Genomic DNA, 18,659 nt, shown 5'->3' with positions numbered 1-18,659 from the left:
GTGCTTTATCAAATTACAGAGACCATTCAAACCTAGTCGATGAAAGAACCACAAAACAACCGCCGCCAGTTTATCAGAAATTCCGTTAACACCGCCGCCGGGCTGATGATGTTGCCAGCCGTTTCACCGGAAGTATTTGCTGCTGCGACGCCGGATTTCAGCACCGTAGCAATCCGTAAAAATGTTGCGCCACGAATCAGATTTTCAGTGATTGGAATGAACCATGGCCATATTTACGGGCAGGTGGAGGCGGTTACCAGAGGAGGCGGGGAACTGGTGTCTTTTTATGCCAGGGAACAGGATCTGGCCGCCGATTTTGCAAAAAAGTACCCCAATGCAAAAGCTGCGAAAAGCGAAAACGAGATTCTTGAAGATAAATCCATTCAGCTCATCCTGAGCTCAGGCATTCCCGACGAGCGTGCGCCCCTGGGCATACGCGTGATGAAAAGCGGAAAGGATTATATGGTTGACAAGCCGGGCGTCACTTCTCTGGAACAGCTGACGCAGGTTCGTAAGGTTCAGAAAGAAACCAAGCGCATTTATTCCATCATGTACAGCGAACGGCTGGAAAACCGCGCGACTGTGAAGGCTGGCGAACTGATCAAACAAGGCGTGATCGGGAAAGTAGTGCAGACGATCGGCCTGGGCCCGCACCGTATGAACCCGGCTTCACGGCCCGAGTGGTTTTTTGATAAAAAACGTTTCGGCGGCATTATCTGCGACATTGCTTCGCACCAGTTTGACCAATATCTGTTTTTTACCAATTCAACCAAAGCTGAGGTAGTGGCTTCGCAGGTTGGAAACGTTAACCACCCGCAGTATCCTGCATTTGAAGATTTCGGCGATGCTATGCTGCGTGGAAACGGTGGTGCCGGCTATATCCGTGTGGACTGGTTTACCCCCGACGGACTGAAAACCTGGGGCGACGGCAGATTGACCGTACTGGGTACGGAAGGCTACATCGAGATCAGGAAAAACATTGATATCGCCGGCAGGGACGGAGGCAATCATTTGTTTGTCGTGAACAATAAAGAAACCCAATATGTAGATTGCAGTAAGGTAGAGCTCACTTACGGCACTCAACTGGTAGACGATGTGCTCAACCGCACCGAAACTGCGATGTCGCAGGAGCATTGTTTCCTGGCTACGGAACTTGCATTAAAAGCTCAGAAAATGGCGCAGAACGTCAGTAAGATAAGTTAAGAACGTGTTTTCCAAACATTCCAACCATTTCGTACTATGATCCGCAAACTGATTTTCATTCTCGGAATCGCCCTTTCGACGGCTGTTTTGGCACAGGAACCTGAAAATAACAGCAATCGTGAAATTGTGTTCAAAATGGTGAATGTGGTTCCTATGGACAAGGAAACCGTACTTTCCGGACAGACCGTGGTAGTTAAAAACGGCAGGATCACATCGCTGGGCGCCGATGCTGCTGTGAAGTACGGTAAGGATGCGCTGGTCATTGATGCCATAGGAAAATATCTGGTACCCGGCTGGTCGGAAATGCATGCCCATGTGCCTGCGATCGACGAGCTGGGGCCTATGAAGGATGTATTAATGCTTTATCTTGCAAATGGGATCACAACGATCCGTGGAATGCTCGGCAATGCCAAGCACCTTGAACTGCGGACCAAAGTAAGAAGCGGCGAAATCCTGGGACCGAACTTTTACACCACCGGCCCGGCATTCAGTGGTCAAACTGTAAAAACAGCAGAGCGTGGTATTGAGATGGTAAAGGAGGAAAAGGCAGCGGGCTACGACTATCTGAAACTTTTGCCCGGGCTCACAAAGGAAACTTTTCCCGGTATCGCCAAAACTTCCGCCCAGCTCGGAATTCCGATGGTAGGGCACGTGTCATTTGCCGTGGGCGTCTGGGCTGCGATCGACGCCGGATATTCATCCATCGATCACCTCGATGGTTTCGTGGAAGCGATCACGCCCGGAACCGATACGCTGGCTGAACAGGAAACCGGACTTTTCGGGACATGGATAGCCTACGCCGCAGACACGACCCGCATCCCGAAATTGATTAAAGCATTGAAGGATAAAAATATCAGGGTGGTACCTACGCAGGCTATTGCCGAGCGCTGGCTTTCCCCGTTACCGGCGGAAGCTTATGCCAATGATCCGAACCTGAAATACATGAAACCGGAGGAGGTGAAAAACTGGATGAATGCCAAAAACAGCTACATCAATAATCCCAAATTTACCAAAGAGCGGGCCGAGGCTTTTGTGAATGTACGCCGGAAACTCATCCTGGCTTGCCAAAACGGCGGTGTGGAACTTTTATTGGGCTGCGACGCGCCGCAGGTATTAAACGTACCGGGATTTTCAACACTGCATGAAATGAAATACCTGACCGACGCGGGTCTTACACCATACCAGGCACTGCGTACCGGTACCGTCAATGTTGCTTCCTATCTTAAAAAAACGGATACGGGTGTGATAAAAACGGGAAATGTTTCTGATCTGGTGCTGCTGAGCGGAAATCCGCTGACAGACATCGGCCAAACCAGAAACATTGAAGGTGTGATGATCGGTACCAAATGGTTATCCAAAGCATATCTTCAGAAAGAGCTGAAAAAGCTTGAAAAACGATAGAGTGGAGGCTTCTGTTTTTCGAAATCTTATTCTTCGTAAATCATCTTGCGTGTCATTCCGCCGTCGATCACGAGGTTGATACCGGTGATAAAGTCATTGTCAGGGTTGGTCAGGTACAGACAAGCCCTGGCAATATCTTCCGGTTTCCCGACGCGCCCAGCCGGATGTTGTTCATGATCTGACCGTTTTAGCTTCTCATAATCACCGGTCTCGATCCAGCCGGGGCTGATGGCATTCACGGTGATCTTGTCCGGCCCCAATGAGATGGCCAGCGCATGTGTGAGCGCGAGTATCCCGCCTTTGGAAGCTGCATAAGCCTCCGTATCGGGTTCGGACATCAGCGCCCGGGTGGACGCAATGTTCACAATAGCACCCCGACCGTTCTGGCGCATGATTTTTGCTGCTTCCCGCGCACATAAAAAGCTGCCGCGCAGATTGGTATTGATCACATAATCCCAGTCATCTACCGACAGATCGTAAGGCGATGCGCTCCTTCCAAGCCCTGCATTGTTGATCAGGATATCGATCCTGCCCAGTGCCTGTCGCTCGTCCTCTATCGCTTTGACGATTTCCGCAGGAGACGTAAGATCAATGATGCGGGAAGTCACAAAGTAACCCTCATTTTTCAAGGATTTTTGTATTTGCGCCAATCCATTTTTGTCCCGGTCCCACATGGCCACGGTCGCGCCTTGCCGGGCATAAAACGCGGCAATTACGCTGCCAATGCCGTTTCCAGCACCCGTTACGATCACCACTCTATTCTGATAAGAAAGCATTTGATTGGATTTTACTGTTGAAACCTACTTTGAAAGCGCCGCGAAATCTTCGTCTGATAACTTAATTTCTCCTGCTTTGAGGTTTTCATGAAGGTGGTCGAGGGAGCTTGTTCCCGGAATAAGCAAGATGTGCGGTGCACGTTTCAGCAGCCATGCCAGTGCGATTTGCGAAATCGTAGCACCATGTTTTTCGGCAATTTGTGTGATCTTGCTTTTCATCTTATGCGGACCGGAAGCCAGCGGGTACCATGGAATAAAGGCCATTCCCCGCTTCTCAGTATAATCCACCACCTCTTCCCATTTGCGGTCGCCAAGGTTGTAAAGGTTCTGAACGGAAACAATCGGCAGTACTTTTTCCGCACTTTCGATCTGTTTAATATTAACCTCCGACAATCCTACATGCAGGATCTTTCCGGCTTTTACAGCGTCAACCACAGGGGCCAACGTTTCTTCGATGGGAAATTTCGGATCAAAACGGTGGAGTTGCCAGAGGTCTATCCGGTCCAGTTTAAGCCGTTTCAGGCTTCCCTCAATAGCTTCGCGGATATGTTCTGGGTTACCATTTACAACCCATTGGTTTGGCCCCGTCCGGTCAAATCCGCCTTTGGTAGCGATCAGCAGATCGTCGGAATAAGGATGCAGCGCCTCCGAAATCAGGATTTCATTGGTGTGCGGACCGTAAGAATCCGCAGTATCGATAAAATTGACACCCGACGCAACTGCTGCTTTCAGCACTTCTTTCGCCTTCTCGCGATCGGGAGCGTCTCCCCAAACGCCCTGGCCGGTGAGCTGCATGCCACCGTAGCCCATTCTGTTGATTTCAATTTCACCGCCGATGCGGAACTTGTTTGCGACAATCATTTTGATGTATGTTAAAAATGATGATAACGTTCTGATTCGTCAACAACTTTAACATGGCACAAATTTCACGCCAGAACAATCTGGCACAGTTTTGTAACAATTAGCAGGAAACCTATTTGATAAATACCATGGAAACGACAATTTATGAAGGCCAGGCGAAGGCCATTATTGCAGATATCAGGGCATTGATGGAGGCAAAGGGGGTTAATCTGGATACATCGGTTGAGCAGACAGGGTTTTCCAGGGAGAAAATGGAGAAAATCCTGAGTGGAGAAACAATTCCAAGTTTATCTGAATTTCTTGCCCTGTGCCAGATTTCAGGAATTGAATTCAAGCTGCCTTTTGTGGAAACACCGAATACAGCTATGTAAAGGGCATTTTAACCCACTTCAAAATTGAAATCCCCATTCATGACCAGGCGGGCATCAACAGGATCGGGGTTGCCGGGAATCTGAAGCCCTTTCAGCTTTACGGTTTTTCCTTTGCTGAGGAGGTCAAACACGTTTTTATCCGTCAGTTTTTTACCCAGAAATTCAAATGGGATGATAAAACCGCACACTTTGAAATTCCCGCAGCCATAGGCGGTTTTTCCTTTTTTGAGTAAATGCTCCTTGCATTTCGGGCATGTAAGCGACTCTATGGGAATTTCTTCTTTGGGTTCCCGCGGCTTGGCTTCTTTTTTTACTTTTTCTTCCTTCTCCGCTTTCTCAGGAGCGATCTCTTCGGTTATTGAAATGGTCCGGTGGTGATTACTTTTGACCTCATGGGTAAGGTCCACCACCATCTGGATGAGCTCCTGTTTAAATGTATCCATGGAATATTCGCCTTTTTCGATCAGGCGCAGCTTCCTTTCCCAGTTACCCGTCAGTTCGGCGCTTTTCAGCAGCTCATTCTGGATTGTGTCAATGAGGTCCATTCCGGTCTGGGTTGCGAAGATGTTTTTTTTCTTCTTCTCTATATACCTGCGTTTGAATAGCGTTTCGATGATGTTGGCGCGGGTCGATGGGCGTCCTATTCCATTGTCTTTCAGGAGTTCGCGCATTTCTTCATCTTCTACTTGTCTGCCTGCTGTTTCCATTGCCCGCAGGAGAGTGGCTTCTGTGTAGGCCTTTGGCGGCGTAGTTTTGCCCTGATGAACGCGCGGTTCATGAGGGCCTTTTTCACCTACTTCAAAATTGGGCATCACCTTTTCTTCTTCTGCCTCCTTTTTTGCCGATGCATCGCTGGCGTAAACCGCCCGCCAGCCCGGTTCCAGAATTTGCTTTCCTGTCGCTTTAAATTCAACCTGGCCAACCATTCCGAGGACGGTGGTATTGGAAACCTTGCATTCAGGATAGAAAGCTGCAATAAACCTTCGGACGATCAGATCGTAGATCCGCTTCTCATCCTGACTGATATGCCCGGGCAAAACACCGGTTGGGATAATGGCATGGTGATCGGTTACTTTTTTGTCATCAAAAACCGTTTTGGATTTCGGGATCGGCTTTTCGAGAATGGATGCCGTGTATTGTGCATAATAGGTAAGGTCTTTCATGATACCCTCGATCTTCGGATGCAGATCCTCGGATAAGTAAGTGGTGTCCACTCTGGGGTAAGTCACGAATTTTTTTTCGTATAAATTCTGAATGTGCTTCAAGGTGTCTTCCGCCGAATAGCCGTACTTTTTATTGGCCTCAACCTGCAACGAGGTCAGGTCGAAAAGACGCGGGTTACCTTCTTTTCCCTCTTTTTTCTCAAATGCCGTTATCTCAAATTCATGCAGCAGCAAATAGGCCAGCCCTTTGTTCGCCTTTTCCTCATTTCTGATGCGGTCAATAGTCGCTGTAAATTCTGTTTCCCGGTATAGGGTCTTCAGTTCCCAGTATTCCTCCGAAACAAAAGCGTTGATCTCTTTTTGCCGCTGGACAATGAGGGCGAGGGTAGGGGTTTGTACCCTTCCGATCGAAAGCACAACTTTTCCCTGTCCGAATTTTTTGGTGAAAAGGCGGGTCGCATTCATGCCGAGCAGCCAGTCACCGATGGCCCGTGCGCTTCCCGCAGCATACAGGTTATCATATTGCTCGCTTTCCCGCAGCTTTCCGAATCCTTCGCGGATGGCCTGCTCGGTCAGCGATGAGATCCATAGTCGTTTGACAGGCACGGCGCACTTCGCTTTCAGCAGAACCCAGCGCTGTATCAATTCTCCTTCCTGTCCCGCATCCCCGCAGTTGACGACCTCTTCGCAGTTCCGGACCAGATTTTCGATGATACCGAATTGTTTCAGCGCGCCGGCATTGTCGATCAGCTTGATACCGAAGCTGGACGGGATCATCGGCAGGTCTTCCAGTCGCCACGATTTCCATCGTTCAGTATAATCGTGCGGTTCTTTTAAAGTACAAAAATGCCCGAACGTCCAGGTGACCTGGTATCCGTTGCCTTCGTAATATCCGTCTTTTCGCTGATTCGCCCCGATCACCCCGGCTATATCCTTCGCTACACTTGGCTTTTCGGCAATGCAAACTTTCATGTTGTCAATGAGGAGACCGCTGGATACATGCCGGTCTGTTGAAATTAAAAATTCATTTATGCAGACAAAGTTTATGAAATTTATCGAGACTGTGGCTGTCGGTTTTCCGATGATTCATAACCACATTGAAACCAGTGGTATAGGACCAGTTCTGGTTGAAGCGGCAGTTTTCTGACCGGATAATCAGTTGGTGAAAAAATATTTCAGATTTTTTAAATATTTTTTTTCGAATCAGCCTCTTTTTCCACGTTTTCTTCGGCATTTTTTGGTATTGATATAATGCACTACAAATAAAATGCTGCCATTTCTATTCTAGGCAAAATATTATATCAGTCTTTTTGTAAAGCATTCACAACACAGGCAGGTCGCGGCAAACAGGCAAAATGTTATAAAGTGACAAAACCGCAAAAGTAAGTCAAAAGCGAGTAAGTGATCTTTGAATAATACCATAATATTTTCGTTAAAAATGACCTTTTAATCGCTTTTTAAGATTCAGATTAACTTATTTTATTTTGTTAATATATGCACTGAACGTTTGTATTCAGAATATTGTATTATATTTGTACAAGATTTAGAGACAAAAACAGAAAAGAAAATTTAAACACGACTATCAATGAAAAATGCAAAAAATATTTTAGTAGGAGCCATGATGGCAATGACTATCGCAACTTACGCCAACGCTAATACATCTGCACATATATTAACAGTTGAAGAGAAAGTAAAATTAAATGTTCTGAACAAAGCATTGCCTGCTTCGGCTCCTGTACTGGAAAGCCCGGCACCACAAAGGGACAAAGCAACGTCTGACATCAACAAACATAGTGCAACTCAAAAAGCAGCTATCGTAGGGCTTCAATTGTCAAGCTCTGCTACGAAGTAAACGCGGATAGCCCTAATGTAAGACGGTTATATTGAATAAGAAGATAAAAGGGGAGGAGTTTTCTTCCTCTTTTTTTATGCCCTTTAGTCTGGCTAAACCGCAGTTTCAGCGGGTTTTAGCCATTTGTTGTTTCAAGCCATTGTGAATGCTGGAAAGAATGGCGTAATCGTCGCGGACCCAGTCTTTGGTCGCCTTTCCTTTGTAGGTTTTTTCGCGCAGGTACTTTTCGAATATCGCGTGGGCCTGCAATGCGTTTTCTTTGGAATAAAATACATCGATCCATTCAGCCGGAATGTTTTCCGGCCTGACAATGCCGATCCCGCTTCTATAGATCTTGATAATACCTTTTGAAAATTCCCAGGAAACATAATCCTGTTTTCTGATCTGGGCGGTTTTCAGGATGTATGCATTATGGGCAATGTAGTTGAGAAGCCTTGCCAGTATTTGTTTTTCACTTTCCGACTGCGCCGGTTTGGTCCGCCATCTGTTGTTGGCAGCATAAAACGGATCTTCCCTGAACCTGGGTATCCCCGTGCCGAATTCCACCATGGACAGGCTCACCTGCGGTGAAAACTCAAAAGTGATTTGTCGGCGGTCATTGGCGGCTACATCGAAAAAGACATTGACCTCCTCTGTTTTCCGTTTTATGGTTAAAAAAACGGACCCCGTAGAATCGTCATAAACCCATCTGCCCGACTCAAAAGAACCATCACTTTTGATCCTGGTAAAACTGCTGTCGGGGAAAAATGAAAGGAGAAGCTGATGCTTGTCCGTCACTTTTTTATCAGTCAAAAAGCCCTCTTCGTCTGTGTCCGGGCTAAACTCGCTGACTTCTGAAAGACGCCAGGAGCCGCTCAGGCCTTTGTCCCGCGGAGATGTGTCGATGTCCGAGTTTTCGAGATCAAGACCCGCATTCCTTTTCTTTTCAGCCCCGCGATAAATAATGCCATAGCGGTTCATCATGGCAATGATTACGAGAAGAAAAATTAGTCTGACCGTTGTCATATCGCAGCGTATGGATTCCTGATTGTTAAAGATAAAACTTTTTCCGTGCCTTTTTGGTGACCGGACGATGATAATACATTCGCCGTCCTTCAGTAATTACCTGCTCTTCCGCACGATTTCTTCCGAGTATTTCAATGTCATTTCTTACTTCTACAGGTAAGTCAAAATCTGTTTCAAGTACCAAATCTGATCAAAATAATACCGTATTTCCTTGATGAACATGATAAAATCGGTTCCGCTTTTTATTCTTCTTTTGTTGTCGGGCTTTGTTTACAATTATCACAGACCTGAGAAGGCTCCAATCACAATTACCACGGCTGATGTACAGTTGCGTCTCGTTCAAAATGAAAAAGATGAGACAATAAGTGTATTTCGGGGTGATGAAAAAATGCCCATTCTTACCCAAAACGCAAAAGCAAATTTTCGACCGTATCTGCATCCGATCATGGCACCCGACGGAAAAGGTGTTTTGACCGAGTATAGTCCGGGGCACCACAAGCATCAGACGGGGATTTATTGGGGATATACCCGCGTCAACGGCCGGGACTATTTCCACCATCCCGACGGAGATTACTGGCGCAGGGTTTCGGCAAAAGTCATTGAAGGAAAAGGTGCCGAAGTAAAATGGCAGACGGTATACGATTTGCTGGATTCGACCGGAAAGGCGGTTTTGACAGAAACACAAAACTGGTCGATGCGCCAGAGGGATGGAAAATACCTGCTTGACCTGGAATGGAATGGAGAAGCACAGACGGACGTGACTATTGGAAAATACGATTACGGCGGCTTGTTTGTGCGCATGCCCTGGAAAGAAGGTATAAAAGGAGAGGTGATCAACGCGGCGAGGCAGCGGAATGAAAAAGCAGAGGGCCAGGCCGCAATGTGGGTTGATATTGGTATGCAGGTCGAAGGAAGGGACAATCTGGCACATATCGCAATTCTCGACCACCCTGAAAATAAGGGATATCCGCAAACCTGGCGGGTCGACGGACAGCTGGGTGCCGGGCCGGCCCGGGCGAGAAAAGGGGATTGGCATATCAAGAAAGGCGAAACAGAGACCATCAAACACGAGCTGGTAGTGTATACCGGGGTTCTTAATGATGTAGAACTGACCAAGACTTTCGGAGAATTTATAGGGAACAACGGCACTTATAACACGGCTGCACTTTGGGCAATAGCCCAGAAAGAGGGTCGGGAAGCCAAATTTCTCAGTGCGCAGGAAGCCGTTGCGGCTATGACTATCAAAGATGGTTTTCAGGTAAATGCCTGGGCGTCTGAGCCTATGATGACGCAACCTATGGCGTTTTGCTGGGATGATCGAGGCAGGATGTGGATCGCGGAGAACAAAGATTATGAATCGAGGGGAAAAGGGTTTTCAAATTCCGGTGACAGCCGGATCCTGATCCTGGAAGATACCGATGGGGACGGGGTTGCCGACAGCCGCAAGGTATTTATGGAAGGCATCGCATTCCCGGCCGCCATTGCAGTCGGTTTCGACGGCGTTTTCGTCGGTGCACCGCCTAATCTCCTTTTCGTACCTGATAAAAACGGGGACGACAAAGCTGATATGGACGATATTGAAGTAAGGCTTACCGGCTGGGGCATCCGCGACCGGCACGAAACACTGAACAGTTTCCACTGGGGGCCGGACGGCTGGTTGTATGGATTGCAGGGTTTTGCTACGCCATCGAAGGTTGGAAAGCCCAAAGGTAAAGGGAAACTATACAGACATAATGATCCTTTTCCGGAGGATATCTTGCAAGGCGAGGGCGTGGATATCAATGGTGGTGTGTGGCGGTACCATCCTACCCAAGACAAATTTGAAGTTGTGGCGCATGGTTTCAGCAATCCGTGGGGTATTGATTATGATGCAAAGGGCCAGATGCTGATGACGGCCTGCGTCATACCGCATTTGTGGCACGTGATCCCGGGTGGGATTTATCACCGGCAGGGCGGGCAGCATTTTAACCCCTATGTGTATGAGGATATCAAAACCATTACCGACCATAGTCATCGTTCTGCGCATGGGGGCGCGAGGGTTTACCTTTCGGACGCATTTCCGGAAACTGAAAAAGGGAAAATATTCATGGCTAATATCCATGAGCACGGCGTTTTGTCGGATATGCTCGTGCCCAAGGGATCGGGTTTCAGCGGCAGACACGGGGATGATTTTATGATGGCAAACAATGCGCAGTGGGTAGGGTTTAGCATGGAAATAGGGCCTGAGGGCGCCATATATGTGCTGGACTGGCATGATGCGGATATCTGCGGCTCGGACGTTTTGAATGAAGAAACCGGAAGGATTTTCAGGATCACCCCCAAAGTTTCACTGGCGGAGAATTGGAAAGGAAGATATTCGGATCTGGGAAAAATGACCGATGTCGAACTGGCCGAACTGCAAACCAGCAAGAGCGAGTGGCATGCCCGCCGCGCCAGAATTATCCTGCAAAACCGGGCTGCGAAAGGTAATTTGTCTAAAACAGCCGTCGAAAAACTGATGCAGACATACCTGGGAAATCCTGACGCGAACTGGCGTTTGCGTGCGATGTGGGCTTTGCAGGTTACCAACTCCCTGGACGAAAAAACACGCATTGCAGCATTGTCGGATAAGGATGCGCACATCAGAAGTTGGGCGATCCAGTTTTTGTGTGAAAACAGCAATCCTTCTCCTCAGGCAACTGCCGCTTTTGTAAAGCTGGCGCGGGAAGATCAGTCGCCGGTTGTAAGGCTGTATCTGGCTTCTGCCCTGCAACGGATGGATCCGGCTTCAAAATGGACTGTCGCGGCAGAATTACTGACCCATAAAGAAGACTCTGAAGACCATAACCTTCCCAAAATGATATGGTACGGAATCGAGCCGCTGGTAAAGGGAAATCCCGCGAAAGCATTGGAACTGGCTTCAAAAAGCCAGATCCCGATGGTTACTCAGTTTATCGCCAGAAGAACAGTGGATGCCGATGCTATTGAAACGCTGGTTGCTTCTATAGGAAAAGTGCCGTCAACTCAAAAAAGTCTGCTGAAAGGTATGCGGGATGCGCTGGAAGGGCGGACGGATGTCAAAACCCCGGCAAACTGGAAGGCCATATATGCAAAATTAAAGCAGTCGGACAAAGAAACAGCCCAGCTGGCTCAGGACATTACCCAGAATTTCGGCGATACCGAGGCCGCCAAAAATTTTATGACTGTTTTGAAAAATGCAAAGGCACCGGCAGATCAGCGAAAAAAAGCAGTACAGTCGCTCGCCAGCCAGCAGCGGCCTGAGCTGGTGCGGGAGCTTCCGGCTTTGCTGGACGACAATAACCTGAGAATGGATGCGATCCGGGCGATTGCCGGATTTGACAGTGAACCGCTCGCAAAATTGCTGATCGAACGTTATCCGAAATTCAGCAGCGCTGAAAAATCAGAAGCGATCCAGACCCTGGCATCCCGGCCGAAATCGGGCTGGCTGCTGACACAGGCTATTTCTAAAAATGTAATCCCGAAAAAAGAAATCCCAACTTATGTTGCGCGCCAGCTTCGCCGGGTCGTAGGCAGTGGTTTTGTGGAGGTATGGGGGCCTATTGACCATGTAGCTTTTGATGAAAAAGCATATAAGAAATACAAGGACCTGCTTACAGACCAGCGGGTTTCGGCGGCCAGTAAAAACCAGGGAAAGCTTGTATTCCAGAGAACCTGCGCGCCCTGCCATAAGCTTTACGGCGAAGGCGGGATCATCGGGCCGGAACTGACGGGCTCTAACCGTGCCAACCTCGATTACCTGCTCGGCAATATCCTGGATCCGAGCGGGGAAATTCAGGATGATTATAAAATGGTGGTAGTCACAACACGTGACGGAAGAACATATGTAGGCAACGTTGCAAAGGAAAATGAGCGGCAGGTTACTTTAAGAGTCGTGGGGCAGGATGCGGTTGCGATCAATAAGTCTGATATTCAGACTAGAGAAGTGACGCCAGTGTCCATGATGCCTTCCGGATTGCTGGAAACATTGTCGGAGAAGGAAGTAACCGAGCTGGTAGCGTATTTAAAAACGACCGCCCAGGTACCGTAGCCGCGTTAGCGGCGGGCACGAACGTAGACGTCTGTGCCTTTGATTCTTAGGCCTTTGGCCGGGGAAGTTGTGCTCCTCCGGCCGGAGGCCTTGTAATAGTGGGCACGAACGTGACGTTCGCGCCAGCTCGCTTTGCTCGCTTTTTATTCGTCGTCCACACCTTCGAAATAATTCACGACGGTCATCAGCGGAAGACTGGTTTTGTCGGCAGCATTGGACAATTGTATCACGGCACGGTCCATGGAATGTTCGTCAAACCCGATGAACGTGCCCTCTATGATGTCGTCCGGCCTGACCTGATAGTTGATCGCTTTGTTGATATATTTCAAAGCCCGCTTTTGCAGACCTGTAAGTTGTTGTTCATCCATGACTTTTTATAAATAATTCAGAATCGGCGGCCAAATTTATGCCGTCACAAATTTTAAACAATTCAGCTAAAAATATTCAGCTTATCCGGACTATTTGTTGTTCTGATTTTTGAGATCTTGTTCAAATGAGTAAACAGAATTCCAAACCCGCGACGAATCCTATTTGTGGGCCATGGTCCATTCAAAAACCTGTTCAGGTAAACCCCGGAACCGAGCTTCCGCTCCAGCTTATTTTTCAAGAGAACGGAGTGTCGTGAATTTTAACATATTTCTATATTCTCGAAATAATGAATATTATTCGTCATAAATTATCAAAAAGCGAAATAATATTTTAGCATTAAAAATAAAATCAAAATTTTTTGCAAAATCGTTTAGGGGTTTTTCTTTGTTAATTGCCTTTAGAGCATATTAGCATTTGAAACCTATGTACAAACGTTTTACCGACGAGCAATTAGTGGAATCTCTCCAAAGCGGCGATCAGAAAGCCTTTGAAGAGATATACCACAGGTACTGGTACCGCTTGTTTGGTATTGCATATCAGGAAACCGGCACGAAGGAGGAAGCCGAGGAACTGGTCCATGACGTCTTTGAAAATCTCTGGTACAAACGTGAAGAATCGCTGATCAAACATCTTCGCGCATACCTGGTGGTATCCATGAAACACCGGGTGACGAATTACATCAAATCCTGCATCACCCAGAGAAAATACCAGGAATACCTCATTTTTCACGAGATCCAGCAATCCTATGGCACTGATGAAATCGTGCAGTTCTCTGACTTGTCGCGGGCTGTGGATGATGTGATGAAAAAGCTGCCTGAAAAAACTTCCGAGATATTCCGGTTGAGCCGGTTTGAAAACCAGTCGGTCAAAGACATTGCCCAGAAACTGAGCCTGTCCGAAAAAGGTGTGGAGTATCATATTACACAATCCCTCAAAGTCTTGAAGGACCATCTCAAAGTTTACCATTCAGATAACTAGCCAGGAAAACGTTACAAATGAGTCAGCACGATTTTGACATATTATTACAAAAATACCTCTCCGGACTATGCAGTCCGGAAGAGGAAAAACAGGTACTGGACTGGTCGGAAACGGTTTTTTCAAACGGGAAATTGACTTTGACACGATCCGAGCAGAAAACCGTTGAAACACGGATCTGGAAACGGATCGGCCGGTCGGTAATGTTGCGGCCATCGCTGATAAGGCGCCTAAGCTGGGCGGGAATCGGTATTGCGGCCACTATTTTGCTGGTTTCAGGCCTCATCTTTCCGGGTGCGTTAAAACATTTCGGTGAGGACAAAGCAAGAAATTCCGTCGCGGCCAAACCGGGCGTAGCGGTGGTGCGGGATTATATTGAGATCAAAAACACGACCGGCAGCAACCAGGCGCTTTCTCTCGAAGACGGGACAGTGGTGACGCTCACCAAGGAAAGCAGTTTGAAATATCCCAAACATTTTGATGATAAAACCCGCCGGGTTGAGCTGGAAGGCGAGGCATTTTTTAATGTGAAGAGAGATATTTCGCGACCGTTTTTTGTGTATACAGGCGAACTTGTGACGCAGGTACTCGGCACAAGTTTCAATGTTAAATCTTATGAAGGCTCAAAAACCATAGAAGTGCAGGTTTTGACCGGCCGGGTTTCTGTTTATGAAAACAAGCAGAAGTCTCCTCAAAACCGGAATGGTGTTATCCTGCGGCCCAACCAGAAGATGACATTCGACAAAGTTTCGAAAAAGATAGTCCCGGAGCTGGTAGAAGTCCCTGCTATGGTGAAAATCCCCGAAAAGAAGTTTGAACTCGCCTTCGAAGAGGCACCGCTACAAAATGTACTGGACGCGATCCAGAAAGCCTACGGAATTGAAATTGTGGTCGAAACGCCGGCCCTGGACAACTGCACTTTTACCGGTGATCTGAACGGTCTTCCTTTACACACTCAGCTTAGGTTTATCTGTAAATCAGTGAATTCCGGTTACGAATTGAGAGGTACTACTTTTTTTATCAACGGCGACGGCTGCAACAAATAACCGCCCGCAAAAATCCCATAACCTGCCTATGCAAATAACCCTTTGAAAAACAAAAAGCCAATAATGTTGCGAGCATTACTGGCCTTTACGAGATCCTTTCAGAACGCCAATTCTGATCAGGATACCATTGTTCCTGTGTCTGTTACAAAACAAAAACATTTAAAATTATGCAAAAAAGTATATCCGTCAAACGGTTTCTGATTTATGCTATGCAAATAACTGTCGTACAGTTAATGTTATCGGCCCTCTTCTGCGGTCTGTCCTTTGCGAGGGAAACCCATGCCCAGGAAATACTCCGGAAGGAAATTTCAATACAAATGCAATCCGTGGAAGTGAAGAATGTGCTGAGCCGGATTGAAAAACAGACCGGTATCAAATTTATTTACAGCACAAACAGCATCAAAGCCCGTCAGAAAGTGTCCGTTCATGCGGTCAACAGCAAACTTTCGAAGGTACTTGACGAGCTGCTGAATCCGCTTAATATTGAATATGAGGTCGTGGATTCACATATTTTACTTCATAAGAAACCTGCCGGAGAACCGGTAGTACCCGATTTCAAATCTGCGATCAAAAACATCACCGGCTTTGTTTCGGACGAAAAAGGAGACGCGTTGCCTGGCGTAAGCATCCTTGTAAAAGGCACCCAGAGTGGGACTACCACCAATTCGGAAGGTAAATTTTCCCTCGATTTGCCCCAGGACAATGCGGTACTGATTTTTAGTTTCGTAGGATATATCGCCCAGGAAATCGCAGCAGGTTCGCAGACCAATATTTCTGTAAAATTATTGCCCGAAGAAAAGTCGCTGAACGAAGTCGTGGTAACTGCGCTGGGTATCGCCAAAGATAAAAAAGCCCTGACGTACGCAGTGACCGAGGTAAAAGGAAGTGAATTTACACAGGCCAGGGAAGCTAACCTCGGAAATGCATTATCAGGTAAAATTGCCGGGGTCAATGCAACCAGTACTGCCAATGGTACTGCGGGTTCAAGCCGGGTAATTATCCGTGGAAACGGTTCTTTAAGTGGTGATAATCAGCCGTTGTATGTGGTCAATGGTATCCCTATCAACAATGCAAACCAGGGTTCCCCGGGTACATGGGGAGGTACTGACAAGGGTGACGGCCTGATGAGCATCAACCCGGACGACATAGAAAGTATTTCGGTTCTGAAAGGCGGTACTGCTGCGGCATTGTACGGGTCACGCGCGGCAAACGGGGTTATTATTATTACAACCAAAACCGGAAAGGGGCAAAAAGGACTGGGCGTAGAATTTGCCTCGACTTATACGCTTGAACGTCCATTATCCTTTCCCGACTGGCAATACCAGTACGGCGCCGGTGCCCGCGGAACTGCCCCGACTTCCCAGGCGGAAGCGATTTCTTACGGCAGGACTTCCTGGGGCGCAAAGCTGGACGGCTCCATGGTCATGCAGCCTGACGGTGTGGAGAGGCCCTATGTCGCTCAGAAAAACAACATCAAAAATTTCTACGATACAGGAAGTACTTTCAGTAATACCATTGCAATCAACGGCGGGAACGAAACGACGAATTTCAGGTTTTCGGCTTCCAATATGGACAACAAGGGTGTGGTGCCCAACTCTTCCGTCAACCGCAAAACTTTCAGCCTGAGCGCTTCTTCTGTTCTTGCCAAAAAGGTGGTATTCGAAGGAACTGTACAGTATAACATTGAAGATGTCAAAAACAGGACTTTTGTGGCCGATTTTACCAAAAATCCGAATGCATCCGTTCAGCTTGCCGCCACAAACATCGACATCCGTACCCTGGATCCAGGCTACGACGACAGGGGTTATGAAAACCTTTGGAACGACTATGTTTTTGTGGTTAACCCTTATTTTGCCGTCAACAAAGTTAGGAACAACGATAACAAGCGGAGGGTGATCGGATCTTTCAGTACGCGTTACAATTTCACGGATTACCTGTACGCCAGAGGAAGATTGGGGATCGACCAGTTTTCGATCAATGGAAAAGACATCACACCTACCGGGATGGCTTACAATACCCAGGGCGAAATGTCTACCCGCAGGATCACTACCTATGAGACCAACGCAGAGTTTATTGTCGGTCTGAACAAGGAATTTGGCAAGATATCTGTCAATGCGATTGCCGGCGGAAACAAAATGTACAACAACTCGAACGGGGTAACTGCTTCAAGCGGCCGGTTCAACGTCCCATTCAACTATTTTATCACGAACGGAAGCAGCCAGGCGTACACGGAAACTTTTCGCGAATTCGGCATCAATTCACTGTTTGCCTCTGCGGATGTGGGATTTAACAATCTGCTTTACCTGACCGTTACCGGACGCCAGGACTGGTTTTCAACGCTTTCAAAAGACAATAACACGCTGTTTTATCCGTCGGTAGGTTTGAGCTACGTATTTTCGGATGCTTTCAAATCCAGACCTTCCTGGCTGGACTATGGAAAACTGAGGACATCCTGGGCGAAAGTGGGCGGCGGGGCACCTGATCCTTATGGACTGACTCTTGCTTATGCAGCCCCCTCGCAGTCGCATCTGGGACAACCTTTGATGAACATCAACGGTGGTACGATCCCGAACAGCCAGTTGAAACCTTATACCTCTACGACTACCGAGTTTGGTCTGGAAACAAAATTGTTTGGTAACAAACTTGGCGCCGACATTACTTTCTACGACCGTTCCACTACCAATGATATTGTTAACGCAACTGTTCCTTTTTCAACGAGTTATACCAATGTTTCCCTCAATGTAGGAAAGGTTCAGAACCGTGGGGTGGAGCTTTTGCTGACCGGAACGCCTGTGAGATCTTCAAAAGGTTTCAGCTGGGATGTGAGTTTTAATATGGCTTACAATAAAAATACGGTCGTTAAAATTGCCGACGGGCTTACCAGTCTGGCTTTGCCGGGCGCTGTGGCACGTACGCAAAACGGCTTCGTTTATCACTTCGAAGGTATGCCTTTCGGTATGATCTCAGGTTACCGCATGAGGCAGGACGAAAACGGGAATACCGTCTACAATCGTGACAGCGGCCTGCCGATCCAGAGCGCATTCGGCGCGCTGGGAAGAGGTGTGCCTCCGCTGACATTGGGCCTGACCAACTCTTTCAGATACAAAAACCTGTCGCTCGGCTTTTTGCTCGATGGTAAATTCGGTTCCAAAATGTACGTTTCCAGTAATGCTTATGCCACCAATTATGGCCTGCACAAACAAACCGTTGAGAACAATGTACGGGAAACCGGTGTAACGGTAAGCGGCGTGGACACCCAGGGTGATTCTTTCTCCAAAACACTTCCCGCGCAGAATTATTATCAGGGGATTGCTTTCTCGATTACCGACCAATTTGTCTCGGATGCGGGATTTATCAAGCTGCGCCAACTGACGCTGGGTTATTCACTCCCTCAGAATATCATTGCCAAAACGCCTTTCCAGTCGGCGAGTCTGTCCTTTGTGGCGCGCAACCTCTTGCTGGTTTACAGCCAGGTGAAGAACGTGGACCCCGAATCCAATTATAGCAATTCCAATGCGCAAGGGCTCGAAAACTTTGGTGTGCCTCCGACCCGCAGCTTCGGTTTGAACCTGCTGGTAAGGTTCTGATT

Annotated in this window: 13 protein-coding genes; 8 read left to right on the top strand and 5 right to left on the bottom strand. The window is 47.6% G+C overall.

Annotated elements, in window-relative coordinates; all coding sequences use genetic code 11:
• Positions 1-39 precede the first annotated feature (39 nt).
• Positions 40-1,203, top strand: coding sequence for a Gfo/Idh/MocA family protein (locus tag FBF61_RS01220; protein ID WP_138475346.1), 1,164 nt, complete (start codon positions 40-42; stop codon positions 1,201-1,203).
• 36 nt (positions 1,204-1,239) lie between these two features.
• Positions 1,240-2,604, top strand: a complete 1,365-nt coding sequence (locus tag FBF61_RS01215) for an amidohydrolase family protein (protein ID WP_138475345.1) — start codon at positions 1,240-1,242, stop codon at positions 2,602-2,604.
• Positions 2,605-2,630: 26 nt separating this feature from the next.
• Here FBF61_RS01215 and FBF61_RS01210 read toward each other — a convergent pair whose 3' ends face one another.
• Positions 2,631-3,380: an SDR family NAD(P)-dependent oxidoreductase gene (locus FBF61_RS01210; protein WP_138475344.1), complete on the bottom strand. Its 750-nt coding sequence runs from the start codon at positions 3,378-3,380 to the stop codon at positions 2,631-2,633.
• Between the two features lie 24 nt (positions 3,381-3,404).
• Positions 3,405-4,241 (bottom strand): aldo/keto reductase, encoded by an 837-nt coding sequence (locus FBF61_RS01205; protein ID WP_138475343.1) that lies wholly within the window; start codon positions 4,239-4,241, stop codon positions 3,405-3,407.
• Positions 4,242-4,369: 128 nt separating this feature from the next.
• Between FBF61_RS01205 and FBF61_RS01200 the strand changes: the two genes are divergently transcribed.
• On the top strand, positions 4,370-4,612 hold the full coding sequence (locus tag FBF61_RS01200; protein ID WP_138475342.1) for a helix-turn-helix domain-containing protein: 243 nt from the start codon (positions 4,370-4,372) through the stop codon (positions 4,610-4,612).
• An 8-nt stretch (positions 4,613-4,620) separates the two neighbouring features.
• Here the strand turns inward: FBF61_RS01200 and FBF61_RS01195 are convergent, their stop codons facing one another.
• Positions 4,621-6,747, bottom strand: a complete 2,127-nt coding sequence (locus FBF61_RS01195) for a type IA DNA topoisomerase (protein WP_138475341.1) — start codon at positions 6,745-6,747, stop codon at positions 4,621-4,623.
• A gap of 613 nt (positions 6,748-7,360) precedes the next feature.
• Here FBF61_RS01195 and FBF61_RS01190 point away from each other — a divergent pair.
• Positions 7,361-7,627 carry a hypothetical protein gene (locus tag FBF61_RS01190; RefSeq protein WP_138475340.1) on the top strand — a complete coding sequence of 89 codons (267 nt, stop codon included), beginning with the start codon at positions 7,361-7,363 and terminating at the stop codon, positions 7,625-7,627.
• A gap of 105 nt (positions 7,628-7,732) precedes the next feature.
• On the opposite strand, the gene FBF61_RS01185 is transcribed toward FBF61_RS01190, so the two are convergent.
• The gene (locus tag FBF61_RS01185) at positions 7,733-8,632 is read right to left on the bottom strand and encodes a hypothetical protein (protein WP_138475339.1); all 900 of its coding nucleotides are present in this window, start codon (positions 8,630-8,632) and stop codon (positions 7,733-7,735) included.
• Between the two features lie 214 nt (positions 8,633-8,846).
• On the opposite strand from FBF61_RS01185, the gene FBF61_RS01180 reads away from it, so the two are divergent.
• Positions 8,847-12,680, top strand: coding sequence for a PVC-type heme-binding CxxCH protein (locus FBF61_RS01180; RefSeq protein WP_138475338.1), 3,834 nt, complete (start codon positions 8,847-8,849; stop codon positions 12,678-12,680).
• A gap of 143 nt (positions 12,681-12,823) precedes the next feature.
• Here the strand turns inward: FBF61_RS01180 and FBF61_RS01175 are convergent, their stop codons facing one another.
• Positions 12,824-13,048, bottom strand: coding sequence for a hypothetical protein (locus tag FBF61_RS01175; RefSeq protein WP_138475337.1), 225 nt, complete (start codon positions 13,046-13,048; stop codon positions 12,824-12,826).
• Between the two features lie 424 nt (positions 13,049-13,472).
• Here FBF61_RS01175 and FBF61_RS01170 point away from each other — a divergent pair, with 424 nt between their 5' ends.
• The 3 genes from FBF61_RS01170 to FBF61_RS01160 all read left to right on the top strand — a co-directional run bounded on the left by FBF61_RS01170 (position 13,473) and on the right by FBF61_RS01160 (position 18,657).
• Positions 13,473-14,027 carry an RNA polymerase sigma factor gene (locus FBF61_RS01170; RefSeq protein ID WP_138475336.1) on the top strand — a complete coding sequence of 185 codons (555 nt, stop codon included), beginning with the start codon at positions 13,473-13,475 and terminating at the stop codon, positions 14,025-14,027.
• Between the two features lie 17 nt (positions 14,028-14,044).
• On the top strand, positions 14,045-15,070 hold the full coding sequence (locus FBF61_RS01165) for a FecR family protein (RefSeq protein WP_138475335.1): 1,026 nt from the start codon (positions 14,045-14,047) through the stop codon (positions 15,068-15,070).
• 167 nt (positions 15,071-15,237) lie between these two features.
• Positions 15,238-18,657, top strand: a complete 3,420-nt coding sequence (locus FBF61_RS01160; protein WP_138475334.1) for a SusC/RagA family TonB-linked outer membrane protein — start codon at positions 15,238-15,240, stop codon at positions 18,655-18,657.
• Positions 18,658-18,659 lie beyond the last annotated feature (2 nt).

It is taken from the genome of Dyadobacter bucti (assembly GCF_005869225.1).
GTDB classification, from domain to species: Bacteria; Bacteroidota; Bacteroidia; order Cytophagales; family Spirosomataceae; genus Dyadobacter; species Dyadobacter bucti.
This window is presented reverse-complemented; position numbering and strand designations above follow the sequence as displayed.

Excerpts from the sequence above, each read along its gene's own strand:
- FBF61_RS01190 (WP_138475340.1), top strand. The coding sequence starts at position 7,361 with ATGAAAAATGCAAAAAATATTTTAGTAGGAGCCATGATGGCAATGACT.
- FBF61_RS01205 (WP_138475343.1), bottom strand. The coding sequence starts at position 4,241 with ATGATTGTCGCAAACAAGTTCCGCATCGGCGGTGAAATTGAAATCAAC.
- FBF61_RS01185 (WP_138475339.1), bottom strand. The coding sequence starts at position 8,632 with ATGACAACGGTCAGACTAATTTTTCTTCTCGTAATCATTGCCATGATG.
- FBF61_RS01195 (WP_138475341.1), bottom strand. The coding sequence starts at position 6,747 with ATGAAAGTTTGCATTGCCGAAAAGCCAAGTGTAGCGAAGGATATAGCC.
- FBF61_RS01180 (WP_138475338.1), top strand. The coding sequence starts at position 8,847 with ATGAACATGATAAAATCGGTTCCGCTTTTTATTCTTCTTTTGTTGTCG.
- FBF61_RS01210 (WP_138475344.1), bottom strand. The coding sequence starts at position 3,380 with ATGCTTTCTTATCAGAATAGAGTGGTGATCGTAACGGGTGCTGGAAAC.
- FBF61_RS01215 (WP_138475345.1), top strand. The coding sequence starts at position 1,240 with ATGATCCGCAAACTGATTTTCATTCTCGGAATCGCCCTTTCGACGGCT.
- FBF61_RS01170 (WP_138475336.1), top strand. The coding sequence starts at position 13,473 with ATGTACAAACGTTTTACCGACGAGCAATTAGTGGAATCTCTCCAAAGC.
- FBF61_RS01175 (WP_138475337.1), bottom strand. The coding sequence starts at position 13,048 with ATGGATGAACAACAACTTACAGGTCTGCAAAAGCGGGCTTTGAAATAT.
- FBF61_RS01200 (WP_138475342.1), top strand. The coding sequence starts at position 4,370 with ATGGAAACGACAATTTATGAAGGCCAGGCGAAGGCCATTATTGCAGAT.
- FBF61_RS01165 (WP_138475335.1), top strand. The coding sequence starts at position 14,045 with ATGAGTCAGCACGATTTTGACATATTATTACAAAAATACCTCTCCGGA.
- FBF61_RS01160 (WP_138475334.1), top strand. The coding sequence starts at position 15,238 with ATGCAAAAAAGTATATCCGTCAAACGGTTTCTGATTTATGCTATGCAA.
- FBF61_RS01220 (WP_138475346.1), top strand. The coding sequence starts at position 40 with ATGAAAGAACCACAAAACAACCGCCGCCAGTTTATCAGAAATTCCGTT.